The 25,758-nt window shown below is 69.3% G+C and carries 22 protein-coding genes; 7 read left to right on the top strand and 15 right to left on the bottom strand.

Annotation, left to right across the window (positions count from 1 at the left end; all coding sequences use genetic code 11):
* The 3 genes from CY658_RS03625 to CY658_RS03615 all read right to left on the bottom strand — a co-directional run bounded on the left by CY658_RS03625 (position 1) and on the right by CY658_RS03615 (position 4,140).
* Entirely contained in the window at positions 1 to 2,496 is a 2,496-nt protein-coding gene (locus CY658_RS03625; protein WP_101488896.1) for a TonB-dependent receptor domain-containing protein, read from the bottom strand.
* A gap of 73 nt (positions 2,497 to 2,569) precedes the next feature.
* Positions 2,570 to 3,571: a FecR family protein gene (locus tag CY658_RS03620; protein ID WP_101488895.1), complete on the bottom strand. Its 1,002-nt coding sequence runs from the start codon at positions 3,569 to 3,571 to the stop codon at positions 2,570 to 2,572.
* Positions 3,568 to 4,140, bottom strand: coding sequence for an RNA polymerase sigma factor (locus tag CY658_RS03615; protein WP_225616778.1), 573 nt, complete (start codon positions 4,138 to 4,140; stop codon positions 3,568 to 3,570). The genes CY658_RS03620 and CY658_RS03615 overlap by 4 nt, the downstream gene beginning before the upstream one ends.
* Before the next feature lie 270 nt (positions 4,141 to 4,410).
* Between CY658_RS03615 and CY658_RS03610 the strand changes: the two genes are divergently transcribed.
* The 3 genes from CY658_RS03610 to CY658_RS03600 all read left to right on the top strand — a co-directional run bounded on the left by CY658_RS03610 (position 4,411) and on the right by CY658_RS03600 (position 9,660).
* Positions 4,411 to 4,803, top strand: coding sequence for an STN domain-containing protein (locus CY658_RS03610; RefSeq protein WP_101488894.1), 393 nt, complete (start codon positions 4,411 to 4,413; stop codon positions 4,801 to 4,803).
* Between the two features lie 188 nt (positions 4,804 to 4,991).
* Positions 4,992 to 7,715 carry a sensor domain-containing diguanylate cyclase gene (locus tag CY658_RS03605; RefSeq protein ID WP_101488893.1) on the top strand — a complete coding sequence of 908 codons (2,724 nt, stop codon included), beginning with the start codon at positions 4,992 to 4,994 and terminating at the stop codon, positions 7,713 to 7,715.
* Positions 7,716 to 7,761: 46 nt separating this feature from the next.
* Positions 7,762 to 9,660: a GspE/PulE family protein gene (locus CY658_RS03600; protein WP_101488892.1), complete on the top strand. Its 1,899-nt coding sequence runs from the start codon at positions 7,762 to 7,764 to the stop codon at positions 9,658 to 9,660.
* Between the two features lie 18 nt (positions 9,661 to 9,678).
* On the opposite strand, the gene CY658_RS03595 is transcribed toward CY658_RS03600, so the two are convergent.
* Positions 9,679 to 10,425 carry an EAL domain-containing protein gene (locus tag CY658_RS03595; RefSeq protein WP_257884662.1) on the bottom strand — a complete coding sequence of 249 codons (747 nt, stop codon included), beginning with the start codon at positions 10,423 to 10,425 and terminating at the stop codon, positions 9,679 to 9,681.
* Between the two features lie 371 nt (positions 10,426 to 10,796).
* Here CY658_RS03595 and CY658_RS03590 point away from each other — a divergent pair, with 371 nt between their 5' ends.
* The 4 genes from CY658_RS03590 to CY658_RS03575 are packed head-to-tail and all read left to right on the top strand — an operon-like array spanning position 10,797 to position 14,875.
* A complete protein-coding gene (locus CY658_RS03590; RefSeq protein ID WP_257884661.1) occupies positions 10,797 to 11,288 on the top strand; it encodes a Csu type fimbrial protein in 492 nt (163 codons plus the stop codon).
* A gap of 5 nt (positions 11,289 to 11,293) precedes the next feature.
* Positions 11,294 to 12,070 (top strand): fimbrial biogenesis chaperone, encoded by a 777-nt coding sequence (locus CY658_RS03585; protein ID WP_143713583.1) that lies wholly within the window; start codon positions 11,294 to 11,296, stop codon positions 12,068 to 12,070.
* Positions 12,048 to 14,393 carry a fimbria/pilus outer membrane usher protein gene (locus CY658_RS03580; RefSeq protein WP_101488889.1) on the top strand — a complete coding sequence of 782 codons (2,346 nt, stop codon included), beginning with the start codon at positions 12,048 to 12,050 and terminating at the stop codon, positions 14,391 to 14,393. The genes CY658_RS03585 and CY658_RS03580 overlap by 23 nt, the downstream gene beginning before the upstream one ends.
* Positions 14,363 to 14,875, top strand: a complete 513-nt coding sequence (locus CY658_RS03575) for a Csu type fimbrial protein (protein WP_180838857.1) — start codon at positions 14,363 to 14,365, stop codon at positions 14,873 to 14,875. The genes CY658_RS03580 and CY658_RS03575 overlap by 31 nt, the downstream gene beginning before the upstream one ends.
* A 13-nt stretch (positions 14,876 to 14,888) precedes the next feature.
* Here the strand turns inward: CY658_RS03575 and CY658_RS03570 are convergent, their stop codons facing one another.
* The 11 genes from CY658_RS03570 to CY658_RS03520 form a co-directional block, all read right to left on the bottom strand.
* Positions 14,889 to 15,641 (bottom strand): SDR family oxidoreductase, encoded by a 753-nt coding sequence (locus tag CY658_RS03570; RefSeq protein ID WP_101488887.1) that lies wholly within the window; start codon positions 15,639 to 15,641, stop codon positions 14,889 to 14,891.
* Positions 15,642 to 15,654: 13 nt separating this feature from the next.
* Complete coding sequence (locus tag CY658_RS03565) at positions 15,655 to 17,091, bottom strand: aldehyde dehydrogenase family protein (protein ID WP_101488886.1); 1,437 nt, start codon at positions 17,089 to 17,091, stop codon at positions 15,655 to 15,657.
* Between the two features lies 1 nt (position 17,092).
* Positions 17,093 to 18,181, bottom strand: a complete 1,089-nt coding sequence (locus tag CY658_RS03560) for an isopenicillin N synthase family dioxygenase (protein ID WP_101488885.1) — start codon at positions 18,179 to 18,181, stop codon at positions 17,093 to 17,095.
* Between the two features lie 68 nt (positions 18,182 to 18,249).
* Entirely contained in the window at positions 18,250 to 19,497 is a 1,248-nt protein-coding gene (locus CY658_RS03555) for an ABC transporter substrate-binding protein (protein WP_101488884.1), read from the bottom strand.
* Between the two features lie 36 nt (positions 19,498 to 19,533).
* The gene (locus CY658_RS03550) at positions 19,534 to 19,857 is read right to left on the bottom strand and encodes a hypothetical protein (protein WP_101488883.1); all 324 of its coding nucleotides are present in this window, start codon (positions 19,855 to 19,857) and stop codon (positions 19,534 to 19,536) included.
* Between the two features lie 7 nt (positions 19,858 to 19,864).
* Positions 19,865 to 20,842 (bottom strand): Bug family tripartite tricarboxylate transporter substrate binding protein, encoded by a 978-nt coding sequence (locus CY658_RS03545; protein ID WP_225616781.1) that lies wholly within the window; start codon positions 20,840 to 20,842, stop codon positions 19,865 to 19,867.
* The gene (locus CY658_RS03540; protein ID WP_257884660.1) at positions 20,836 to 21,753 is read right to left on the bottom strand and encodes an ArgK/MeaB family GTPase; all 918 of its coding nucleotides are present in this window, start codon (positions 21,751 to 21,753) and stop codon (positions 20,836 to 20,838) included. The genes CY658_RS03545 and CY658_RS03540 overlap by 7 nt, the downstream gene beginning before the upstream one ends.
* Positions 21,750 to 22,883, bottom strand: coding sequence for a CaiB/BaiF CoA transferase family protein (locus CY658_RS03535; RefSeq protein ID WP_101488882.1), 1,134 nt, complete (start codon positions 22,881 to 22,883; stop codon positions 21,750 to 21,752). Before CY658_RS03535 ends, CY658_RS03540 begins: the two co-directional genes overlap by 4 nt.
* Positions 22,880 to 23,299: a cobalamin B12-binding domain-containing protein gene (locus CY658_RS03530; RefSeq protein ID WP_101488881.1), complete on the bottom strand. Its 420-nt coding sequence runs from the start codon at positions 23,297 to 23,299 to the stop codon at positions 22,880 to 22,882. The genes CY658_RS03535 and CY658_RS03530 overlap by 4 nt, the downstream gene beginning before the upstream one ends.
* The gene (locus CY658_RS03525; RefSeq protein WP_180838856.1) at positions 23,296 to 24,918 is read right to left on the bottom strand and encodes an acyl-CoA mutase large subunit family protein; all 1,623 of its coding nucleotides are present in this window, start codon (positions 24,916 to 24,918) and stop codon (positions 23,296 to 23,298) included. Before CY658_RS03525 ends, CY658_RS03530 begins: the two co-directional genes overlap by 4 nt.
* Positions 24,915 to 25,697, bottom strand: a complete 783-nt coding sequence (locus CY658_RS03520; protein ID WP_257884659.1) for an enoyl-CoA hydratase/isomerase family protein — start codon at positions 25,695 to 25,697, stop codon at positions 24,915 to 24,917. The genes CY658_RS03525 and CY658_RS03520 overlap by 4 nt, the downstream gene beginning before the upstream one ends.
* Positions 25,698 to 25,758 lie beyond the last annotated feature (61 nt).

The raw sequence follows: 25,758 nt of genomic DNA, 5'->3' as shown, positions 1-25,758 counted from the left end.
TCAGAACGGAACGTTGACGTTCACGCCGATGGTGCGCGCCGGCACGAGCGCCGCAGTCACCAGGTTCGGGTTCGCGTTGAGTCCGGTTTCGATCGACACGATGCCGCGCTTGTTCGTCAGGTTGCGCACGTAGGCCGAGACGCTGAAGGTCTTGAAGTCGATGCCCGCCTGCAGGTCGACCAGCGTGTAGGCCGGCATGGTGATGCTCGGCAGGGCCGTGCTGCCGCGGTAGCCCGCATCGCGCTTGCCGGTGTAGCGCGCGCTGATGCCGACATAGGCCGGGTGGTCGGCCAGGCTGAAGTTGCGCGTCACGCCCAGCGTGGTGGCAAAGCGCGGCGTGTGCGGCAGGCGCGTGCCGGCCTTGGCGCCAATGCCCTTGGCGTCTTCGGTCAGGCGCGCGTCGATGGCGGCGGCGTTAGCGGTGAAGCGCCATTCCTTGCTGGGCTTCCAGTTGAGCGTGAGCTCGCTGCCCTTGATGCGGGCCGCCCCCGCGTTGGTGATGAAATTGAAGGCGCCGCTGCGCGTGGGCTGCTGCACGCCGCTCCATTCGATGTCGTACAGCGCCGCTTCCAGCGACAGCGTGCGGTCCAGCAGGTCGGCTTTGTAGCCCAGCTCGTAGCTCCACAGCGAGTCGGAGTTGTACGCCGGCTGCACGACGCGGCGGTCGGTGTCGGGCTTCAGCACGTTGGGACCGCCGGGGCGATAGCCGCTGGCCGCGCGGAAATACACGGTGCTCGTGTCCGACAGCGTGTACTTGGCGGCGGCGAGGTAGGTGGTCGGGCTTTCCGACGAGGTGCCGGCGGCATTGGCGGCGACCGACCCGACGAGCTGCCCGCTCTGGCGGCTGGCGTACGCCTGGTTGTTGCGCGCCAGGCGCAGGCCACCGGTGAGCGAAAACTTGGGCGTCACGTTCCAGGTGACGTCGCCATAGAGCGCCTCTTCGCGGTAGCGCGAGGACTGCGTCGACGTCAACAGGCCGAGGCTGCGACCCCCGATCAGGTTGGCGTCCATGCCGCCGTTGTTGCTGCCGCGCTCGCGGTTCAGGTACAGGCCCGCCAGCCACTCGATGGTGGTGCCCGAGCGCGAGGTCAGGCGGAACTCCTGGCTGACGCGGTGCTGCTCCACGGCACTGTTGACCGGCACCGAGGCCACCGGCACGCGCAGCGCACTCAACAGCGGCCCGTACAGGCCGGTGACGTCGGCGGTGGTGTTGATCTTCACGTCCTGCGCGGAGGTGATCGAGTTCAGGCGGGCCCAGCCGAAGTCGTACTCCACGTCCAGCCCGAACAGCTGCGTGAGGTTGCGGACCGATTCGTTGGCCGACAGCTGGCGCGTGCGCTCCCGCGTCCAGGGGCGCAGCGTGCGCTTGTCCATCTCTTCAAAGCCCAGGCCCTTGCGATGCACGTCCTGCACCGTGCCCGTGAGGCGCACCGTGAGTTCGCGCGTGGGCGTGAGCAGCAGCGAGACGCGGCCGCCGTCGGTGTGGCCGCGGTCGACATTGCGCCCGCGCGCCAGGCCCGTGGCGTCGTAGCTGCCGCCGACCTGGTCGGTGAAGGCGGCGAAGCGGATGGCCGCCACGTCTTCCTTGATCGGCACGTTGAGCACGGCGCCGGTCGTGAAGCCGGGGCCGCCGCCCTGCGTCCACGAGGTGCCGAGACGCACCGAACCCGCGAACTCCATGGTGTCGGGCTGGTTGGTCACGTACTTGAGCACGCCGCTCATGGCGCCAGCGCCGTACAGCGTGCCCTGCGGGCCGCGCAGCACCTCGATGTGGCTCAGGTCGAGCATGCCCATGTCCAGCGGCGTGTTGCCGCCGTTCGCGCCCGCCGAGCTCAGGCCGGTGGCCACGTCGTCCACGTACACGCCCACGGTCGCGATGCCCTGCACCGGGCCCATGGTCAGCCCGCGCATGGTGAGCGTGCCGCCCACGCTGCCGCTGCTGGTGAGGTTCACGCCCGGCTGCTCGGCCACGTAGTCGGCCAGGTTCTTGGCGCCCGCGCGTTCCAGCGCCTGTGCCTTCATCACGTTGACCTGCATCGGGATCTCGCGCACCGGCTCGCGGCGGCGCGTGGCGGTGATGGTGACGCTGTCGAGCGACTGCGGTGCTTCGTCGGCCATCGGCTTCACTGCCGCGGCGGCCGTGTAGATCACGATGGCGCCGTCGTCACCGCGGCGCGTGCGCAGCGGCGTGCCTTCGAGCAGCTGCGCCAGCGCGTCCTGCGGCGAGAGCGCACCCTTCACGCCGCGTGTCGCCACGCCCTTCACGTCGTCGACCTTGTAGAGCAGCTGCACGCCGCCCTGCGCGATGTAGGCGTCGAGTGCGGTCTTGAGATCGCCGCCGCTCACATCGAAACCTTGCGTCGGAGCCTGCGTCTGCGCGTGCGCGGCCATGCCGCTCGCCAGCGCCCATGCGCCGCCGATGACCCATGGGCGCAGCGCCCCATACGTTCGCTTCTTCTTGGACGGCAGACCGGTGCGGGGCGCGATGCGATTCATGGGTGTCTCTCCAGCGTGGTTATTTGTTTGGGTACCCACTGAGACGAATGCCCCGTCACATTCCGGTAATTTTCTAATTCGAAATTCTGATTTCGTTGCCGTTCTCTTGCGCAGCAAGGCCGAAGCCCTGCTTGAGAAGGGCCACGAAGCCGCTCATGTTGTTCGCATCGAAGCTGCCGCCGATGCGCACCTGTGCGACGACCGGGTCGGCGATCACGAGCTTGCGCAGGTTGTAGCGGTTGAACTGCGCCGCCGCGTCGCCCAGCGTGGTCTGGTCGAACACGAGCTTGCCTTCGCGCCAGCGCAGTTCGTCGTCGACCTGCTTGGGTGCCTTCGACATCACGAGCACGTTGTCGGCATGCGTGACGGCCGCCTGGTTGCGCGTGAGCACGGTGGGCTCGGTGCTCTTGGCATCAGGCTTGGCGGCGGCGATCTGCACGCGCCCTTCTTCCACCGTCACGTTCACCTGGTCGCCCTGCCGCCGCACGAGAAAGCGCGTGCCCAGCACGGTGATGCGCCGGTCGCCGGCCATGACGACAAAGGGATGGTTCTTGTCGTGCGCGATGTCGAAGTAGGCCTCGCCCGCGTCGAGCCACACCTTGCGCCCGCTGTCGTTCACCGCCGTGCGCAGCTGCGTGGCGGTGTTCAGCGTGAGCTTCGATCCGTCGGACAGCGCCACCGACTGGCGCGCGCCCACGGCCGTGGCGTAGTGCTGGCCGCGTTCTTCCTGCGTGTACTGCCAGCCGAGCCAGGCGGTGCCCGCGGCGGCCACGAGCACGCCGGCGGCGATGCGTTGCAGCGAGAAGCGCGACAGGCGTTGAGGCGGACGTGCGGCCTGCGGTGCGGGTGCGGGCGCCGGTGCGGGAATCGGAATAGGGATCTCCGGCGTGCGCAGCGCGCCCAGCCGGTCGCCGCGCTCCCACGCGCTGGACAGCCGAAGCCAGGCCACACGGTGGGCGATCGACGCGGCGATCCAGGCGTCCAGCTGCTGCTGGTCGGTGTCGGTCCAGGCGCCGCTGTCGCGGCGGGCCAGCCAGTCGGCGGCCACGGATTCAATGCGCTGGGCGTCGCTCATGTGGAAAGCCTCCGCTCGTTCTGCGCTCGCCCGAAGGCCTTGGTGTCCAGCTGCACACCGCCCGACAGCAGGGCGTCGGCCAGGGCGCGCACGCCGCGCGACACCTGCCGCTCCACCGTGTCCTCGGTGATGCCCAGCTGCGTGGCGACCTCGCGCTGCGAGAGGCCGTCGATCTTGCGCATCTCGATCACGCGGCGGCACTTGGACGGCAGCGCGTCGAGGGCGGTCTGCAGCAACCGCAGCTCGCCGCGGCCGGCGGCATGGCGTTCGGGCGTGAGCTCGTCGGCGGAGAAATCGAGCGCGTCGAGGTCGGCAATGATCTCGATGGAAACGATCTGCGCGCGCCGGGCGCGGTCGATCAGCAGGTTGCGCGCGGTGGCAAAAACGAAGGGCTTGACCTGGTCGGGCATGGATTTGGAGGCGGACTCATAAATGCGCACGTAGACGTCCTGCCGCAGGTCGGGCACTTCGGCGTCGTCGCGCCAGTTGCGGCGAAGGAAACGCGTGAGCGCGGCTTCCATCGGCAGCACCTCGCTGACGAACCAGGCATCCAAGTCACTGAGAACCACGAAGCGCTCCTGGAAATTGAAGGGCCGAAAGGAGAACGGCAGGCCGCCGGGATTGGCGACAGACAGTGAGACGAACGGCCCGAAGATTTCCGGTAACGCGCACAGGCCCGCCGGCGAAATTTCTTCCAATTTCCGTGCCCGGCGGTGGTTCCCCAAATTCTAGAAGGCCGGGTCCAAGGGCTTTTCCCCCTTGCCCCGTTACCGGAAAGTGCCCGCGAACTCGTCTCACCGGGGGCAGAAGAAAAACCAATACGCGGAAAACAGACCGACATGATTCGAATCCGGAGGCAGACCCCCACCCTCCTTGCCCTCTTCATCAGACGCCCTCGCCTTGCCCTCGTTGCCGCCGCCGGCCTGCTGGCGACGGGGCTGGCCTTCGCCCACGCGCGCGAGTTCGACGTGAAGGGCGGCGAGCTGCGGCCCGCGCTCGACGCCTACATCGCGCAGTCGGGCGTGCAGCTCATCTACAAGATGGAAGACGTCAAGGACCTCTCGACCCGGGGCATCAAGGGAAAGATCGCCGCCGACGCGGCCCTGGACCGCCTGCTCGACGGCACGCGCCTGCGCGTGCGGCGCGGACAGGACGGCGCGATGGTGCTCATTGCGCCGACCCGCTCGCCCGCGGCCGCGCGTTCGGAGACGCCGCCGCGCACGGTCGAGTAATACGATCGGCCTCACCCGTCGCGCGCGGGACAACACCGGCGCCGTTCGGCCCTGCGAGACGCACCGGAATGGCGCGCATTTCTCGCACTTTCTGACACACTACCTGCGCAACAAGCGAGCGGTGTGAGCTGTGCCTCGACGGCCGGCCGGTGGTCCCTCCGCTTCGCCGCGCTGCCTGCACGACGCCCATGAAATTTTTCGCGACCGGGAAACCCCGCATCAGCCTGAACACGCGCCTCAGCGTCGGCGTCGCAGCCGTCGTGCTGGCCACCACCTTCATCATCGCCACGGTGGCGCTGCACCTGGTCAAGGACCGCATGCAGGCCTCGATCGCCAACGAGGAGTTCGCGCGGCTGTCGGCCATCGCGAGCGCGGTCGACCAGAAGTTCGCCAGCCGGCGCATCCTGCTGAAATCGATCGCCGAGAGCGTGGGGTCGCATGGCTTCACCACCGCCGCACCGCTGCAGGTCTTTCTCGAAAAGCACCAGTCCTTGCGCGGGGCGTTCGACAACGTCGCCTTCCTCGACATGGACGGCGACCTGGTCGCCAACCTGAACGGCGCGCAGCAGATCGGCAAGGTGAACATCAAGGACCGCGCGTATTTCAAGGACACGGTCGCCTCGCGCACGGGCGTGATCTCCGAGCCCTATCGCAACCGGCTCAACGGCCTGGCGCAGGTCGCCATCACCGAGCCCGTGCTCGATGCAGCCGGCCGGGTGCTGTTCGTGATCTCGGGTTCCATCAACCTGAAGGAGCGCAACATCCTGGGCGAGCTGGCCGACGTGCGCTTCGGCCAGACCGGCTATGTGTTCATCACCACCGCCGACGGCATCGTGATCGACCACCCGCTGGCCGACCGCGTGCTCAAGCAGGCCAACGCGTCCATGGCCGACGACGCGCCCGACATCCACCGCGCGCTCGCCGGCTTCGAAGGCACCATCGAAGGCGTCAACCACGCAGGCGTGCGCGGCCTGTACGCCTTCAAGCGCATCCGCCAGGCCGACTGGATCATGGGTTCCATGTACCCGCGCCACGAGGCCTTCGCCCGCATCGACACCATCGAGCGCACCGCCTGGATCGGCGCCTTCGTGCTGGCGCTGCTGGCCGGCGCGCTGGCGCTGGCCGTGGCGCAGCGGCTGCTGCGCCCGCTCACCGGGCTGCACCGCCGCATGCTCGACGCCCAGGCAGCGCCCGAGCGGGCGGCGGTGGCGCGCACCTACCCGCACGACGAGATCGGCGACCTCTCGCGCACCTTCGACCGGCTCATGCAGCAGCACCAGGCCAGCGAGAAGTTCCTGCGCGACATCACCGACAACCTGCCGGCCATGATCTCGCACGCCGACGCGCAGGGCCGCTACACCTTCGTGAATGCGCGGCTGTGCGAAGAGCTGGGCTACAGCGCCGAAGAACTGGTGGGCCAGCCCGTGCAGAGCATGAGCGGCCTGCACGACGATCCGACGCTCGAGCACAACCTGCGGCGCGTGCGGGCCGGCGAGGCCGTGTCCTTCGAGCGCCGCGGCGCCGCGCACCGCGACGAGGAAGAGCACTTCTTCCAGACCGACTTCATCCCCGAGCTCGACCCGCAGGGGCAGGTGTGCGGCTACTACGCGATGACCTTCGACATCACGCAGCGCAAACACATCGAGCTCGAGCTGGCGCACAGCGAGGCGCAGATCCGCACCATTGCCGACAACATCCCCGCGCTGGTCTCGCACGTCGATGCCGGGCTGTACTACACCTTCGTCAACGCCAAGGTGCAGGCGCTGCACCGCGACACCGCGCTGGTCGGCCGCTGGATGCCGGCCGTGCGGGGCGAGGCCGATTTCGCGGTGGTGCGCCCCCACATCGAGCGCGCGTTGGCAGGCGAGACGGTGATCATCGAGAAGGCCGGCGACGCGGCACTGGGCATCGGCGAGCGCACCTTCAAGGCCCACTACATCCCCGACCAGGACGCCGAGGGCATGGTGCACGGCGTGTTCGCGATGACCTTCGACATCACCGACGAAGTGAACATCCGCCGCGCGCTCACGCAGCAGGAAAAGCGCCTGCGCGACGTGACCGACAACATCCCCGCGCTGGTGGCCTACTTCGACCGCGACCAGAACTGCCTGTACGGCAACAGCCGCGCGCGGCGCATGGCCGGCCTGGACGAACGCGCGCCACTCGACGGCGTGACGCTGCGCTCGGCCGTCGGCGAGATGGTGTATGCGCAGCACACGCCCCACCTGCCCGTGGTGCTCACCGGCAAGGCGACGCAGTACCCGGTGCAGGTGCCGGTCCAGGACGGGGAGGCGCACTTCCAGGTGAACCTGATCCCCGACCGCGACCTGGCGGGCGGCGTGCTGGGCTTCTACCTCATGACCTTCAACGTCACGGCGCTGAAGGAGGCCGAGCGCAAGCTCATCGAGCTGGCGCGCATGGACGTGCTGACCGGCCTGCCGAACCGGCTGGCCTTCAACGAACAACTGCCCGCGGCGATGTCGCGCGCGCGCCGCACCGACGGCGGCATGGCGCTGATGTTCCTGGACATCGACCACTTCAAATCGATCAACGACACGCTCGGCCACGCCATCGGCGACGGCGTGCTGACCGAATATGCCCGGCGCCTGCGCACCAGCGTGCGCGAGACCGACACCGTGGTGCGCCTGGCGGGCGACGAGTTCGTGATCGTGCTCGAGAACGTGTACTCGAAGGACGCGGTGGCGGGCGTGGCGCAGAAGATCGTCGCGCACATCGAGGCGCCGGTGTTCCATGTGGACGGCCGGCGGCTGGACGTCACGACCAGCATCGGCGTCGTGTTCCTCGAGACGGTCGATGCCAGCGTCGGCGCCGGCGAATTGCTCGCGCGGGCCGACACGGCGCTCTACGATGCCAAGTCGCAGGGCCGCAACCGTTTCGCGTTTTTCCGTTAGCGTCGCCCCACCCGCCGCGCCCCCACAACCATCAGGAGATCGATCCATGGCAGCCACTGAAGTCGTCATGCCCGAACAGCTCGTGCAGGAGCTCGAACTGCAAAGCCGCATGCCGATCGCGCGCATCGGCCAGGCGCTGATGTCGCTGGGCATGGTCACGCAGGCGCAGCTCGATGCGGCGCTCCAGCAGCAGCAGCGCGAGCCCACCGTGCCGCTGGGCGAAACGCTGGTGCGCATGGGCGTCGTGAGCCGCGGCCAATTGCAGACCGCGCTGGTGCGCAAGATGGGCTACCCGCTCGTGAACCTGCATGTGTTTCCGGCCGCGGCCGATGCGCTGCGCAAGGTGGGCCACGAGGCCGCGCGGCGCCTGCAGGTGATGCCGCTCATGCTGCACGGCGGGCGCCTGGTGCTGGCGCTCGACGACCCCGTCAACCAGCACACGGTGATCGACGAGGTGGAGTTCATCGCGCAGATGAAGGTGCTCCCCGTGCTGGGCCAGTGCCTGGACCTGGACGGCGTGCTGCACAAGGCCTACGAGAAACTCGGCCAGGTGGCGGCCGAACGCCCGGTGATCGACATGAACGACCCGGCGCGTCCGCTCGAGTTCGACATGACGGGCACCAGCACGCTGCTGAAGACGCTCGAGAAGGAAGAATCGGCCGCCGCACCCGCCGCCGGCGAGGCGCCCGTCGAGCAGTCGGACAACTCGCTGGTGCGCATGATCAACAGCATGATCCTCGAGGCCCACCGCGAGGGCGCCTCCGACATCCACATCGAGAGCGACCCGGGGCAGGAAAAAACGCGCATCCGCTTTCGCCGCGACGGCCGGCTCTACACCTACCTGGAGCTGCCGCCCAGCTATCGCAACGCGGTGGTCGCGCGCGTGAAGATCATGTGCGACCTGGACATCAGCGAAAAGCGCAAGCCGCAGGACGGGAAGATCAACTTCTCGAAGTACTCGCCGCAGCACCGCATCGAGCTGCGCGTGGCCACCATCCCGACCAACAACGGCCTGGAAGACGTGGTGATGCGCATCCTGGCCTCGGCCAAGCCCATTGCGCTCGATGCGCTGGGCCTGTCGGAGCGCAACCTGGCGCAGCTGTCGCAGGCGGTCGACCGGCCCTACGGCATGGTGCTGTGCGTGGGCCCCACCGGCTCGGGCAAGACCACCACCTTGCACTCGGCGCTCATGCGCATCAACACGCCCGAGCGCAAGATCTGGACGGCCGAAGACCCGATCGAAATCACGCAGCCGGGCCTGCGCCAGGTGCAGGTCAACCCGCGCATCGACTGGACCTTTGCCAAGGCGCTGCGCGCCTTCGTGCGCGCCGACCCCGACGTGATCATGGTCGGCGAGATCCGCGACGCCGAAACCGCGAAGACCGCCATCGAGGCCTCGCTCACCGGCCACCTCGTGCTGTCGACGCTGCACACCAACAGCGCGCCCGAAACCGTGACGCGCCTGCTCGACATGGGCATGGACCCGTTCAACTTCGCCGACTCGCTGCTGGCCGTGCTGGCGCAGCGGCTGGTGCGCTGCCTGTGCCCGCAGTGCGTGCAGAGCCGCCCCGCGACCAGCGAGGCGGTCGAGGAGCTGCTGGCCGACTACATGCACGCCTTCGGCGCGCAGGACACGCCGGCCGCGCGCGACGCCGTGCGCGCCGAGTGGGTGCAGCGCTACGGGCGCGATGGGCAGCTACAGACCTACAGCAGCACCGGCTGCAAGCACTGCAACGACACGGGCTTCAAGGGCCGCGTGGGCATCCACGAACTCATGGTGATGTCGAAGGGGCTGCGCCGGCTGGTGCAGGGCGGCGCGCGCGCCGAGGAACTGCAGGACGCGGCCATGCGCGAAGGCATGCGCACGCTGCGTCAGGACGGCATCGAAAAGGTGCTGGCGGGCCGGACCACGCTCGAGGAAGTGCGCGCGACCAGCAACGTCTGACGCGGGAGGCGGCTCAGCTCAGGCGGCGGCGTCCCACGCCACCGCCGGCAGCGTGGCAATGGCCGGGCGTGCGAACAGGTAGCCCTGGAACAGCTCCACGCCGATCTCGCGCAAGGCGCGCACCTCTTCGGCCGCCTCGACGCCTTCGGCGATCACGCGGATCTGCAGCTCGTCGCAGGTGGCGACAAAGCCCCGCACGATCGTGAGCCGCACCGGGTCGGCATGGATGCCGCGGATCAGGCTCAGGTCGATCTTCACCACGTCGGGCTGGAACGCGGCCAGCAGCTCGAAGCCCGCGTAGGCGGCGCCAAAGTCGTCGATGGCCGAGGTGAAACCGTGGCGCTTGAAGGCGCGGAAGGTCTCGGCCAGGCCGTGCAGGTCGCGCACGCGCTCGCCCTCGGTGATCTCGAACATCAGCTGGCGCACCGGAAACTTGCAGCGCTTGGCCGCGGCCATGGCGGTGCGGAAGCACTCGGCCTGCCCCGCGACATCGTTGGGCATGACGTTGAGGCTGAGGCGGGATTTCATGCCCAGGCGCGAGGCGATCTCGATGGCCTTCACGCGGCAGGCTTCGTGGAAGGCGAAGCGGTCGACCGGATCGACGCGCCCGAGCACCTCGGCGGCGCCTTCGCCCGACAGGCCGCGCACCAGCGCCTCGTGGGCATAGATCTCGCGGCGGCCCAGATCCACGATGGGCTGGAACGCCATGGTGAACCCCGAGGCGAGGCTCGCAGGCGCGGCGTCAGCATGTGTTTCGGCGATCACGGTTCGTGGACCTCGCGGGCAAGGTTGCAATGGCGACGGCGGGCGCCTTCCAGGGCGTAAATGTAAACCCTTCTATACACAGCGCGCACAACCGCACGCAGACAACAAATCGCAGACAACAGATGGCGTCGCGTGCCGGCACGCGGTCTGTAGGCCGAAATCATTCGTGGGTTTTCCCGGTATCAGAAAAATCTGTAGCCACTTTGGGACGCTGATGTATGTCCCCTGTCCCACCGGGGGGAGATTGGTTAGAAAGGGATTGCCCGCTACCGAAACCGGTGGGTGGATTTTCGTTGTCGCTCCTGGGTTTCCAGTCCACCGATGAAAGGTCCCGTCCGATGCGCCACCTGTCTCGCCCTCTCCTTCGCGCCTTGGCCCGCACCGTGCTGCCCGTCGGCGCCTTGCTCGCACTGGCACCGTCCGCGCAAGCAGCCAGCGCAACCACGAGCTTCCAGGTCACGGCCACCGTGCTCAAGGCCTGCCTGATGAGCACGCCGGCCACGCTGGCGTTCGGACCGTACGACCCGGCCTCGGCCACCGCGCTGGCCGGCACCACCAGCCTCAATGTCACCTGCACCTTCGGCACGCCCTACTCGATCGGCCTGAGCGCGGGCGGCGGGACGGTGACGAACCGCCTGATGACCAGCACCTTGGCGGCCGCCGGCAACAACACGCTGAACTATGGCCTGTTCAAGGACAGCGCACACCTGAACAACTGGGACAACAGCGTCGCCGGCACCGGCTACGTCGGCAACGGGGTGATCCAGCCGCAGACGATCTACGGTTTGATTCCCACGGCGCAGTACACCGCGGCGCCGGCCACCGACTACAGCGACACGATCACGGTCACGCTGACCTACTGACCGGCTTGACTCCCAGCCTCCACGGCATGCGCCGTACCTTCCTGCTGGGGTCCGCCCTGTGGGCGGGCCTGCTGCTGGCGCCTCTCCCCGCTGCCGCGACCAGCCTCAGCGTGGCGCCGCTGCGCATCGTGCTCACGCCGCAGCGGCCCGTCGCCTCGCTCACCATGGGCAACGCCGAAGACACCGAGGTCGCTGTGCAGGCCGAGGTGGTGGCGTGGTCGCAGCAGGACGGACGCGATGCCTACGAACCCACGCGCGATGTGCTGGTCAACCCGGCCATCTTCCGCCTCCCCCCGGGCGGGCGCCAGATCGTGCGCCTCGGGCTGCGGGTGCCGGCCGACGCCACCGAGCGCAGCTACCGCGTCTTTTTGCGCCAGCTGCCGCGCGACCAAGCCTTGCCGGCGGACGGCGCCGAGGGCGCGAAGGTGCAGACCCTGCTGCGCATCGGCGTGCCGGTGTTCGTGCCGCCGCTGCAGCCGCGCCGCGCGCTGCAATGGTCGCTGCAGGCCGACCGCGGCGGACGCTACAAGCTGGTGTTCGACAACCAGGGCAGCGAGCACATCCAGGTCACGCAGCTCGTGGTGCGCCGCGAGGACGGCACCGAGCTGTTGCGCAAGAGCCTGTCGCAGTATGCGCTGGCGGGGCAGTCGGCCGCCATCGACATCGAGCTGCCCGCCCTGCCCCCCGACACCCGTCTGCAGATCGAGGCCGCCACCGATGCACCCGAGGCGTCGTCCAGTGCCACCGTGCGCGTGCCCCGTGCGCCTGCCACGCCGCGCTAGCCTCTGGGTCTGCTGCGGCTGGCTGGGCCTGCGCGTGGCCTGCGCACAGACCGGGGCCCCCGATGCGGCGGGCGAGGTGCAGCCCGCCATCCTCGACGTGCGCATCAACGGCCTGACCCAGCCCGCGCCGCGCCCGCTGCTGCGGCGCGGCACGCAGTTGCTGGCCGCCGAGCCCGACTTCGCGGCCTGGCGCCTCGTGCGGCCCGCCACCCCGGCGCTGCGGCGCGAGGGCACCGACTACTACGACCTGCGCGCACTGCCCGGCGCCCAGTTGCAGCTCGACGAAGGCGCGCAGAGCGTCGACCTGAGCGTGCCCGCCGAGGCGTTCACGATCGGCACCGTGCATGCGCATGCGGGCGACCGCCCGCCGCTGTCGCCCTCGGCCTTCGGGGCTTTTCTCAACTACGACCTGGCCTTGCAGCACGACCGCGAAGGCACGCGCGCCTCGGGCTATTTCGATGCGGCGGCGTCGGCCGACTGGGGCATGGTGGGCACGAGCGTCGTCGCCGGCCAGTCGGCGTTCGGCGGGCGCGGCACGACGCGGCTCGACAGCTACTTCCGCCGCGACGACCCCGCGCGGCTCACGCGCCTCACCGTGGGCGACGCGGTCACGCAGGCCGCCGCGTGGTCCACGCCGTTCCGCTTCGGCGGCGTGCAGTTCGGCACCCGCTTCGGGCTGCAGCCCGGCTTCATCAGCTACCCCATGCCCAGCCTGCGCGGCGGCGCGGCCGTGCCGTCGGCGGTGGAGGTCTACGTGAACGACACGCTGCGCTACCAGCGCCGCGTCGATGCCGGCCCGTTCGCGATCAGCGACGTGCCCGTGCTCACCGGCGCGGGCGAGATGCGCTTTGCCGTCACCGACGCGCTGGGCGTGCAACGCATGGTGACCACGCCCTACTACGTGAGCTCGAACCTGCTGCGCGCCGGGCTGTCCGACTATTCATTGGAGGCCGGCTGGACGCGCCTGCGCTACGGCGAGCGCAGCTTCGACTACGGCCCGCCCTTCGTCGCCGGCACCTGGCGCCACGGCGTGAACGACAGCGTCACCGTCGAAGCGCGCGGCGAAGCCAGCGCACGCAGCCAGACCGCGGGCGCCGGTGTGACCTGGGTCTGGGGCACGCTGGGCGAGCTGTCGCTGCACGGCGCCGCCAGCCGCAGCAAGGACGGCGACAGCGGCCGGCTCTGGCGCGCGGCCTACACGCGCACCAGCGACGAATGGAACTTCTCGGTGAGCCGGCAGGTGGCGAGCCGCGGCTTCACGCAGATCGCCTGGCACGACAGCCCGGTGCACACCGACGCACAGACCCAACTGTTCGCGGGCCGCTCGCTGGGCCGCTACGGCACGCTCGGCGCGAGCCACACGCGGCTGCGCTACAACACCGGCGAGCACATCGGCGTGACCACCGCCAGCTGGTCGATCGGGATCGGCGGCAATGCGTGGCTCGGCACCTCGGTGGCCCACACGCGCCAGGACGGCAAACCTTCCATCACCTCGGTGAGCGTGAGCCTCACCTTCACGCCCGGCGAGCGCCAGCACGCCACGCTCTCGGTGCAGCAGCAGAAACCGGGCGGCCACTCGGCCGTGGCCGAGTGGGTGCAGCAGCCGCCCGGCGACACGGGCTGGGGCTACCGGCTGCGCGCCGCCGACGGCGAGAACGCGCGCAGCGAAGCCGGTGTCGACCTGCGCGGGCGCTACGGCCTGCTCGCGGCCGAGGTGGCGCGCGCCCAGGGCCAGACCGCAGCGCGCGTGCGCGCCAGCGGCGCGGTCGGCCTCGCGGGCGGCGTGCCCTTTGCCACGCGCCCCTCGGACGACGCCTTTGCGCTCGTGACCGTGCCCGGCGCGGCCGGCGTGAAGGTCTACCGCGAGAACCAGCCCTGGACCACCACCAACAGCGAAGGCCGCGCCGTCGTCTCGGGCCTGCGCGCCTACGAACCGAACCACATCAGCATCGACAACGGCGACCTGCCGATCGAGGCCCAGGTGCGCAGCGACGTGCTGCGCGTGGTGCCGCGCTACAAGGGCGTGGCGCAGGCGAGCTTCGACATCGCACGCGACGTGGTGGCGAACGTGACGGTGCTGCTGCCCGACGGCACGCTGCTGCCGCCGGGCATCGACGTGATGCGGCCGGCGCGCGGCACGTCGTTGCTGTCGGGCTTCAACGGGCTGGTGTCGGTGGACGACCCGCAGCCGAACGAGCGCTTGGAGGCGCGATGGAAGAGCGGGCATTGCCGCTTCACGCTGGGCGCGCCCGACCGCGCTGCCGGTGCACTGCCTTCAATGGGACCGTACCGATGCGAACCCGTGTCGTCGTCTCCGCGCTGACGGCCGCGTTAGCGCTGGCCCCGGGCGCGTCGCTGGCCGGATGCACGGGCGTGGGCGCGTTCACCTGCTCCGCCACCGTCAGCGTGGCAGCGCCGCTGGCATTCGGCAACTACGACCCCGCCGTCGCAACGCCCAAGGACAACACCACGACCATCACCGTCGTCGGCAAGGTCACCGCCCTGGTCGCTCTGTTGGTGACCCTGTCCTACACGGTCAGCCTCGACGCGGGCCCGACCGGCTCCATCGCCAACCGGCAGATGACGGGCCCGGTCGGCGGCACGCTGGGCTACAACCTCTACACCGACAACGCGCGAACCACCGTCTGGGGACTCAACAGCGTCTCGGACAGCTACAACATCACCGCCTCCGTGATAGGCACGACGGTGACGCGCAACTACACCGCCTACGGCCGCATTCCCGCGGCTCAGTACGTGGCGCCGGGCGGCTACGCCAGCACGATCACGGTGACGGTGACCTACTGAAGCAACAGCACGTTCAGATCGACCGCCCGCCGTCCACCGGCATCTCGACCCCGGTCAGGAAGTGCGCCTGCGGGCTCCCCAGGAACACCGCCACGTTCGCCACGTCTTCCGGGTCGCACATGCGCCCCAGCGGGATCGTCGCGACGAAACGCGCGCGGTTGTCTGCGGTGTCGGCCACGCCCATGAAATCCTGCAGCAGGCCCGTGGCGGCCATCACGGGCGCGATGAGGTTCACGCGAATGCCGTCGGGCGCGAGCTCGACCGCCATCGACTTCGTCATGACCCGCACCGCGCCCTTCGAACTGTTGTACCAGGTGAGGCCGGGCCGTGGCCGGATGGCGCCGACCGAGCCGATGTTGAGGATCACGCCGCCCCCGTTCTGCTTCATCACCGGCACCACGGCGCGCGCCATGTGATAAATCGACTTCACGTTCACCGAGAACACGCGGTCGAAGGTGGCCTCGTCGACGTCGAGCATCGACTGGTTGCGGTGCGTGGTGCCTGCGTTGTTGATGACGATGTCGGGCCCGCCGAAGCGCGCCGTGGCTTGCGCCACCAGCGCCTGCACCTGGTCGAAGCGCGTCACGTCGCAGGCCACGGGCATGGCGTTGTCGCCCAGCGCCGAGGCCACCGCCTGCGCGGCCTCCAGGTTGATATCGGCCAGCACGACCTTCGCGCCCGCCGCGACGTACGCGCGGGCGATGGCGGCGCCGAAGCCGCTCCCCGCCCCGGTGACGATCGCCGTCTTCTGGTTGAGCATCGACATGGTGTGAGTCTCCTTATTCGTAGTGATGGACCACGGTCTTGGTGGTGCTCATTTCATCGAGCGCCAGCAGACCCTTCTCGCGGCCGTAGCCGCTCTTCTTCACGCCGCCGAAGGGCAGCTCGACACCGCCTCCCGCGCCGTAGCAGTTGATGAACACCTGGCCGCTCGCCAGCCGCCGCGCCATGCGCGCCTGCCGGTTGCCGTTCTCGGTCCACACGCCGGCCACCAGGCCGTACTCGGTGGCGTTGGCCAGCTGCACCGCATCGTCCTCGTCGTCGAAGGGCATCGCCGCGAGCACGGGGCCGAAGATCTCCTGGCTTGCCAGCCGGTGCGTGCGCGGCACCGGGCCGAAGAGCACGGGCGCGACAAAAAAACCTCCGGGCGGCAGGCCGTCGGCGAGCTTGCCTTCGGCCAGGCGCGGCACGCCTTCGGCCACCGCGTCGCGCACGATGGCCTGCACGCGCGCCTGGTGCCGCGCGTTGATCATCGGCCCGCAATCGAGGTCCTGCTCCGGGGTGCCGACCTTCAGCGCCGCGAAGTGCGTCGCGATGGTGTCGACGAAGCGGTCGTAGATGCCCTTGTGCACCAACAGGCGGCTGCCGGCCGAACAGGTCTGGCCCGCGTTCTGCACGATGGCACGCACGATGATCGGCGCGGCCTTGGCCAGGTCGGCGTCGTCGAACACGATCTGCGGCGACTTGCCGCCCAGCTCCAGCACGCAGGGCACGTGGTGGCGCGCGGTGGCCTGCTGCACCTGCATGCCGACCTCGGGCGAGCCGGTGAAGGTCGCGAAGTCGATGCCCGGGTGCGCGGTGAGCGCCGCGCCGGCTTCGGTGCCCAGGCCGGTCACGATGTTCAGCGCGCCCGGCGGCAGGCCGGCTTCCATCGCCAGCTCGGCGAGCTTCAGCGCGCTGAGGCACGCGTCTTCCGACGGCTTGACCACCGCCGCGTTGCCCATCGCCAGCGCGGGTGCGAGCGTGCGGCCCATCATCTGCGCGGGGTAGTTCCACGGAATGATGTGCGCCGTCACGCCATGCGGGATGCGCTGCACGCTCACGTTGTAGCCGTTGAGGTACGGAATGGTCTGGCCGTGCACCTTGTCGGCCGCGCCGCCGTAGAACTCGAAGTAGCGCGCCACCGCCGCCGCGTCGGCGCGCGCCACGGCCATCGGCTTGCCGGTGTCGCGCGCTTCGAGCTGCGCCAGCGCCTCGCCGTTGGCCAAGATGAGCTGCGCGAGCCGCTGCAGGATGCGCCCGCGCTCGGTGGCTGTCATGCGGCCCCAGGCGCCGTCGAGCGCGCGGCGCGCGGCGGCCACCGCCAGGTCCACGTCTTCGGCCCGCCCGCGGGCCAGGGTGCCGAAGGGCTGTGCGCTGCACGGGTCGACCACCGGCAGGGTCTCGCCCGAGAGCGCATCGACCCAGCGGCCGTCGATCAACATCTGGCGTTTCATCTCAGGCCTGTGCGGTCACGCCGGCGGGCTCGACTTCCTTCATGAAGTTGGGGTCGTTGTAGTGGTACAGGTCGTCCAGGTAGGGCACGAAGAAGTCGTAGAACGAACGCGTGTCGTAGCGCGCCTGCTCGCCCGGCGCAATGCACTCGGGAATGGGTGCGACGCTGGCGTCGTCGTCGGGGTAGAAGAAGAAGGTCAGCGCATAGCGCTTCATCGGCGGGTTGACGACGCGGTGCGGCGTGGCGATGAAGTGGTCGTTCGACAGCCGGTTGAGCACCTGCCCGGTGTTGACGATGAGCGCGTCCTTCACGTAGCTGACCTTGAGCCATTCCTTGGCCGGCGTCATCACCTGCAGGCCCGGCACCGGCGTCATCGGCAGCAGCGTGAGAAAGCTGCCGTCGGAGTGCGGCGCGAGCGCGTACTGGCCTTCGTCCATGTGTTCCTCGGGGTGGTAGTAGGCGCAGCGCTGGTAGTACTCGGGCGCCTTGAACATCGGATCGAAGTGCTCGGCGCGCAGGCCGAGCGCGCGTGCGTAGATGGGCAGCAGCTTGAGCGACAGTTTCTCCATCGCGGTCTGGTAGGCATGCAGCGCGGTCTTGAAGGCCGGCAGGCTCTCGGGCCACTGGTTCAGGCCGCGGTGGCGCACGTTGGCGCGCACCTTCGGGTCGTCGGCGTCGCGGTTGCGCATGAAGAGCCAGGCGGCGTTGGTGTCCTTCTTGGTGTTGACCGCGATCTTTTCCATGATGGCGGTCGACTTCAAAATCGACGACTTCGGCGGCAGGTAGCCCTGGTGGTGGTGGCCGACGCGGTGGCGCAGCTTTTCTTCCATCGACAGCTCGAACAGCTTGGCGGTCTGCGCGAACGATTCGTCGATGAGCGACTGCGGAATGCCGTGGTTCACGATGGCGAAGAAGCCCAGGTTCTCCTGAATGAGCTTCACGTCGGCGGCCAGCTGCTCCAGCGCGCCGGGCTCGCCGGCGAGGTAGGGACCGACATCGAGCAGCGGCAGTTCCTTTGCGGCGGCGATGGCGGCCTTCACCTGCTCGGACGGTGCGACGGTGGGAGGAATGGCACGGGGGTTGGCTGTCATGGTCTTGTCTCCTGTGGTGGGGTCGTGAGGTTGGAAAGGGTCGTCTTGCAAAGCAGCATCGCGCCGCTTCAACTCCAGTTCTTGCACTTCGATTCCGCCTTGGACGCGAAGGCCTGTTCGCCCGGAATGCGCTGCACCGGCTTGTAGTAGTCCCACGGGCGCTTCGATTCGGCCGGGCTCTTGATCTCCATGAGCTGCAGGTCGTGCACCATGCGCCCGTCGCCGCGGATGTGACCGCTGGACGTGTACATGTCGTCGATCTTCAGCGTGCGCAGCTGCGTCATTACCGCATCGGCGCCGTCGGAACGGGCCGCGCCCACGGCCTTCAGGTACTGCAGCGCGGCCGAGTAGCTGGCGGCCTGCATGCTGGTAGGCATCTTCTTCATCTTCTCGAAGAAGCGGGCCGACCACTTACGCGAGCGCTCGTCGGTGTCCCAGTACCAGGCCTCGGTCAGGTTGATGCCGCTCGTGAGCTTCAGGCCGAGCGCGTGCACGTCGGTGATGAAGAGCATGAGGCCCGCGATCTTCATCGTCTTGGTGACGCCGAACTGCTGCGCGGCCTTGATGGCGCCGATGGTGTCGCCGCCGCCGTTGGCCAGGCCCAGCACCTGCGCCTTCGAGGCCTGCGCCTGCAGCAGGAACGACGAGAAGTCGGTGGCCGACAGCGGGTGCCGCACGCTGCCGACGACCTTTCCGCCGTTGGCCAGGACGACCTGCGTGGTCTCCTTCTCGAGCGAATCGCCGAAGGCGTAGTCCACCGTCAGGAAGTACCAGCTCTTGCCGCCCTGGCGCGTCATGGCGGCGCCGGTGCCGCGCGCCAGCGCCACGGTGTCGTACAGGTAGTGCACGGTGTAGGGCGAGCACTCTTCGTTGGTGAGCTGCGCCGCCACGCCGCCGGTCACCATCACGACCTTCTTCTTCTCGGCCGCGATCTTGGCAATGGCCAGGCTGGTGCCCGAGCTGGGCCCGCTGATGATCATGTCCACGCCCTGCGTGTCGAACCACTCGCGCGCCTTGGTCGCGGCGATGTCGGGCTTGGCCGAATGGTTGGCCGTGATCACCTCGATCTTCTTGCCGTTCACGCTGCCGCCTGCGTCGGCGACGGCCATCTTCACAGCCTCCACCAGACCCGCGCCGCCCATGTCGGAGTAGAGACCGCTCATGTCGGCCATCACGCCGATGCGAACGACGTCGTCGTTGCCTTGCGCAAAGGCCGGTGCGGCGATGGCAGCCAGCACGGCCGCCGCGAGGCGTCGGCGCAGTGGCTGAGTGAACGGGAACTCTCGTGTCGTCGTCTTCTTCGAATGCTTTTGCATTTTTTTGTCTCCTTCTTCTGTCGTAGGTTTCGAACGCTATCGGTCCGCTGCGGGGCTCCCATGGCTGGCGTGCTGCGCCGACTGGTGGCGCAGCAGTTGCAACATCTGAGGCCGCACAGGCCCCGGCAGGCGCGCCGCGGCGGCCTCGCAGTGCGCCCAGAGCGCCGGTGCGACAGGGGCGCGCAGGCGCACGGCATCGAGCAGCCGCTGGATCGCCAGCCGGTCGTGCCGCATGGCGACGCTGCGCTCCAGCAGCGCGAGCGCCGCCGCGCGCGCGTCCTGCGCCTGCTGCGGGGATGCGTGCGCTTCGCCGCCGGTACGCAGCGACTTCTTGAGCGTGCGGATGGCTTCGCGCTTCACGGCGTTCTCAATCCACGCGTGCGCCGGAGCGACGCACCACCGCACTCCACGTCACCGCATCGGTGCGCAGGCGCTGGCCGAAGGCTTCGGGCGAGGTCGGCGCAGGCTCGGCGCCCTGCGCCGAGAAGCTGGCCACGATCTCGCGGTTGCGCAGCACCTCGTTCACGTCGGCGTTGAGGCGGCGCACGGTCTCGGCCGGTGTGCGCTTCGGTGCCATCAGGCCGAACCACGGGTTCACATCGAAATCGCGAAGGCCCGCTTCGGCGACCGTGGCGATCTCGGGGAAGGCCGCCGCGCGGCGCGCACTCGTGACGGCCACGGCGCGCAAGGTTCCGGCACGCAGCATCGCGGCCACCGATGGCAGGCTCGCGAACACCAGGTCGATCTGCCCGCCCATCAACCCCTGCAGGGCCGGCGCCGCACCCCGATAGGGAATGTGGACCAGTTGGCGATGGGCCGCGGTGTTGAACATCTCGCCCAGCAGGTGGTTCACCGAGCCATTGCCCGCCGAGCCGTAGGTGACCCGCTCGCGCCCCGCAACCTCGATGAGCTCGGGAACGCTGCGCCAGGGCGCATCGGCACGCGTCACCAGCACGAAGGGCAGCGTGGCAAGAATGGCCACGGGGGCGAAGTCGGCCACCGGATCGAAGGGCAGCTTGGGGTACAGCGCGCCGTTGATGGCCTGGGTGCCCACGTAGCTCATCAGCAGCACGTGCCCGTCGGCCGGCGCGGTGGCCACGGCTTCCATGCCCACGTTGCCGCCCGCGCCCGCACGGTTCTCGATGATCACCGGCTGGCCCCACTTCTCGCCGAGCTTCTGGCCGACGATGCGCGCCAGCACGTCGGACGCGCCGCCCGGCGTCTGCGGCACGACGATGCGCACGGGCTTGGACGGAAAGGCGGTCTCGGTCGCCACGGCGGCGGGCGCCGACAGCAGGCCGCAGGGCAGCGCACCGGCCGCAAGCATCAGGTCACGTCTCAGCATGGGGTCTCCTCTGCGTGCAGCAACGCAGCCACGGCCTGCGCCAACTGATCGGCGATGGGCGTGTCGAAAAAAGCACCATCCTGTTGCGCGATGAACTGCCCGATGCGCAGCTCCAGCAGCCGGCGCAGCCGGTAGCGCGCACGCCGCGCGCGGGCGAGCGCGCGTACCTCAAGCGCTTGCGCGTGCCAGGCCTGGTGGCGGTCGATGGTGTCCGACAGCGCCTGCAGCGATGCCGGGTCGCCGGCCGCGCTCAGCAGGATGGGCGGCACCCAGTCGCCCGGCGCGTGGCGCGCCATCGTGGCGATGCGGCGGATGTCGGTCGCCATGCGCTGCGCGCCCGGCAGGTCCGCCTTGTGGACCACGAAGATATCGGCCATTTCCATGATGCCGGCCTTCATGGCCTGCACGATGTCGCCGCTGTCGGGCAGCAGCACCAGCGCCAGGGTGTCGACCTGCGCGCGCACCGCGTGCTCGGCCTGGCCGACGCCGACGGTTTCGAGCAGCACCTCGTCGAAGCCGAAGCGGTCCATCAGTTCCAGCATCTCGGGCAGGTTGTCGGCCAGGCCGTCGCCGGTGCGCCGCGAGCCGAGCGATCGGATGTACAGCTGCGCATTGCCCGCGAGTTCGTCCATGCGCACGCGGTCGCCGAGGATGGCGCCGCCGCTCTTCGGGCTGCTCGGGTCCACGGCCAGCACGCCGAGGCGCCCGCGCGGCGCCCGTAACTGCGCGAGGTGGCCGACCAGCGTGCTCTTGCCTGCGCCGGGGGCGCCGGTGATGCCGACGCGCCGCGCCGCATGTGCCGGCGGATCGCGCAGCGGCTCGCGCGCCAGCGCCATCGGGTCGGCGTTCGCCAGCCGCGTGAGTTCGCGGCTCAAGGCCCACCGGTCGAGCGGCGCAACATGCATGCTCATGCCACCACCTTCCCCAGCACTTCGTCCGCATGCTCGTTGAGCAGCGGCGGCAGGCCGTAGCGCGGCGTGAAACCGTCGAAGCGGATCGGGCTGGCCACGGCCTGCAGCGGCAGGCTGCCGTCGCCCAGCGACACCACCAGCCGCCGCGCGGTGGCGATGTCGCCGCACAGCGCATCGTTCAGCGTGCCGACCTCGGCCGCCACCACGCCCAGCGGCACCAGCCGCCGCACCCACTCGGCCGCCGGCGCGCCGCGCAACAGCTGCGCGATGGCGGCGATGACCTCGGTTCGGTGCGCGCGCCGGCCGGCCATGGTGCAAAAGCGCGCGTCGGTGGTCCATTCGGAATGGCCGACCTCGTCGCAGAAGATCTTCCAGAACTTGTCGTGCGTGATGAACAGCGTGAGCCAGCCGTCGGCGGTCGGGAAGATCTGCGCCGGCACCACGTAGGGGTGCGACGAGTCGGCTTGGCGCGCCACGGTCTCGCCCGCGTTGAGCACGGCACCGGCCAGGTAGTTGAGCTGCGAGAGCATCACGTCATACATCGCGACATCGACCTGCCCGCCCTGCCCCTGCACGATCTTGGCCAGCAAGCCGACCGCGGCCACAAGCCCCGCCGAGTTGTCGACGGCCGAATAGCCGGCCTTGGTGGGCGGTGCGTCGGGGTCGCCGGTGAGCGCCATCACGCCGGTCAGCGCCTGGATCACGTAGTCGTAGGCGGGGCTGTCGGCGTGCGGTCCGTCCAGGCCGTAGCCGGTGAGCGCGACGCAGACGATGCGCTCGTTCCACTGCCGCATCGCGTCGTACGTGAGGCCGAGCTTGCGGATCGCCGAGGGCCGCAGGTTGGTGATGACCGCGTGCGAGGTCTCGGCGATGCGGCCCAGCGCCTCCTGCCCGTCGGCACTGGCCAGGTCGAGCACCACGCTCTTCTTGCTGCGGTTGAGGCTGGCGAAGTAGGCGTTGTGCGGGCCGATGAAATGCGGGCTGACGCTGCGGGCGATGTCGCCTTCGGGCGTCTCGATCTTGATGACCTCAGCGCCCATGTCGGCCAGCATCAGGCCGCAGTAAGGTCCAGCCAGCATGTGGCCGACTTCGATGATGCGGATGCCATCGAGCGGCCCGGCCGTGCTCATGCGAGGCACTCCGCCAGCAACGCCACCACCTGCTCCAGCGGCATGTCCGCCGTGAAGACCGCGCTCACGCCGAGCGCGCGCAGGTGGGCATGGTCTTCGGCCGGGATGGTGCCGCCGACGAACACCTTCACGTCGTGCGCCTTCAGCTCGCGCAGCTGCGCGATCACTTCCGACACCAGCTCCTTGTGGCTGCCCGACAGGATGCTCAGGCCCACCGCATCGACGCCTTCGTCGACCGCCACCTGCGCGATCTGCAGCGGGCTGCGGCGCAGGCCGGTGTAGATCACCTCGGCGCCGGCGTTGCGCAGGGTCAGGGCGATGATCTTGGCGCCGATGTCGTGGCCGTCGAGGCCGGGCTTGCCGATCAGGATGCGCCGGGCCGCGAGCGCGGCGGTGCCTGGTTGCTGCGTGCTCATAGGTTCACCGGCTCCTTGAATTCGCCCCACTGGGCTTTGAGACAGGCCACCATCTCGCCGACGGTGGCGTAGGCGTGGCAGCACTCCACGAGGTAGGGCATGACGTTCTCGCGGTCCTTGGCCGACGCGGCCGACAACCGCGCGAGCGAGCGCGCCACGGCCGCGTTGTCGCGCGTGTCGAGCGTGCGCTGGAACTTCTCCAGCGCGCGTTGCGCCACGGTGGGGTCGAGCGTGAAGACCTCGCCGACCTTGACCTCTTCGTTCTGCTTCTTGAAGTGGTTCTGCCCCACCACCACGGTGCGCCCGGCGTCGTTGTCGAGCTTGCGCTCCAGGCCGCGCTCGGCCAGGCGCATCTGGATCCAACCTTCCTCGATGGCGCGCACCACGCCGCCGTAGGCGTCGATCTCGTCCATCACGCGCACGATCTGTTCCTCGATGCGGTCGGTGTGCTGCTCCAGGAAGTAGCTGCCGCCCAGCGGATCGACGGTGCGACCGATGCCGCTTTCATAGGCCAGGATCTGCTGCGTGCGCACCGCCAGCTCGGCCGAGAACTCGGTCGGAATCTGGAAGGCTTCGTCAAACGCGCAGGTGAAGATCGACTGCGCGCCGCCGAACACGGCGGCCATGGTTTCCACCGCCACGCGCACCACGTTGTTGTAGGGCTGCGGCGCCACCAGCGACGAGCCGCCGCACACCACGCCGAAGCGGAAGTGCTGGGCCTTCGGGTCCTGCACACCGTAGCGCTCCTTCATGAGGCGCGCCCACAGCCGGCGGCCGGCGCGGAACTTCGCGATCTCGTCGAAGAAGTCCATGTGCACGTAGAAGAAGAACGACAGCCGCTTGGCGAACTTCTCGACGTCGCCGCCGCGCGCGCGCAGCTCGTCCACATAGGCCAGGCCGTTGGCCAGCGTGTAGGCCATTTCTTCGGCGGCGGTGGCGCCCGCGTCGCGCACATGCGCCCCGGCAATGCTGATCGGGTTGAAGCGCGGCGAGACCTCGTTCGAATACAGGATGGTGTCGGCAATGAGCCGCATCGACGGGCGCACCGGAAAGATCCAGGTACCGCGCGCCACGTACTCCTTGAGGATGTCGTTCTGGATGGTGCCGGTGAGCTGGTCGCGCCGCACGCCCTGCTTGTCGGCCACCGCCAGGTACATCGCATAGATGATCGCGGCCGTGCCGTTGATGGTGAACGAGGTCGAGATGCGCGACAGGTCGAGGTCCTTGAACAGGATCTCCGCCTCGCTGAGGTTCGACAGCGACACGCCGACCTTGCCGATCTCGGGGCGCGCCATCGGGTGCGTGGGGTCGAGCCCGCACTGGGTCGGCAGGTCCAGCGCCACCGACAGGCCCGTTTGCCCCTTGGCCAGCAGGAACTTGTAGCGCTCGTTCGATTCCTCGGCGGTGCCGAAGCCGGAGTACTGGCGGATGGTCCACAGCCGACCTTGATAACCGTCCGGGAAGATGCCGCGCGTGAAGGGGTACGCACCCGGCTCGCCGATGTGGTCAGGCCGCACGGCGCCGGCACCGACGCTGGCGGGCACCTCGATGCCGGTCGGGCTCGTGGGGTACAGGCGCGGCTCGTTGGCGGCGCTGGGCATGAGGTCGTCGCGCTTCATCGGGCGGCCTTCGCAAGAAAGCGGTCGGAGGCCTGCCAGTGGTCGTCGTGCAGCCAGGTGGCCAACACCTGCGCATGCTCGACCTCGCGGCGCGCGCTGTACGACGCCCCTTCGCGCCACGCGATGAGCTGCGCCTTCATGCCGCGCAGCACCTGCGGCGGATGCGCCCGCAGCGGCGCGAGGAAGGCGCGCAGGTCTTCGCCGTCGGCGCCGTCTGCAATCGATGCATCGGCCAGGCCCCACTGCAGGGCCTGCGCGGCATCGACCATTTCGCAGCGACCCATCATGCGCAGCGCGCGCGCACCGCCCACCAGCCGGCACAGGTCGGGCCCGCCGCCCCAGGCCGTGCTGATCGCGAGCTTGGCCTGGATGAAACCGATGCGTGCATGCGCGGCCTGCAGGCGCATGTCGCAGGCCAGTGCCAGCTCGGCCCCGCCGCCGATGGCGTCGCCGTTGAGGTACGCCAGCACCGGCACCGGGCAGCGCCGCACGGCGTCGAGCGCGCCGCGCGAGCGCTCGACCATCGCGTGGGTGGCGGCCTCGTCGCGCACCTCCGACAGCTCCACCAGGTCGCCCCCGGCGGCGAAGAAGCGCTCGCCGGCGCCGCGCAGCACGAGCAGCCGCGTGTCGGGCCGGGCCCCGTGCGCGGCGACCGCCTGGGCCAGCGCCGTGAGCACGCGGCCCGCGAGGGCGTTGTGCTTGGCGGCGCGGTCGATGGTGATCCACACCACGCCGTCGGCGTGTGCGTCCACTGTGATGTCCTGGCTGGCTTGCTGCACCTTGGTATGTCTCCGTCGAACGTGTCGTGGACCGATCGTAGGAACCGACTTGTTCGAGAAC

Source organism: Variovorax sp. RO1 (assembly GCF_002849325.1).
Taxonomy (GTDB): Bacteria; Pseudomonadota; Gammaproteobacteria; order Burkholderiales; family Burkholderiaceae_C; genus Variovorax.
The sequence above is the reverse complement of the archived record's forward strand: the minus strand, read 5'-3'. Positions and strand labels throughout refer to the sequence as shown.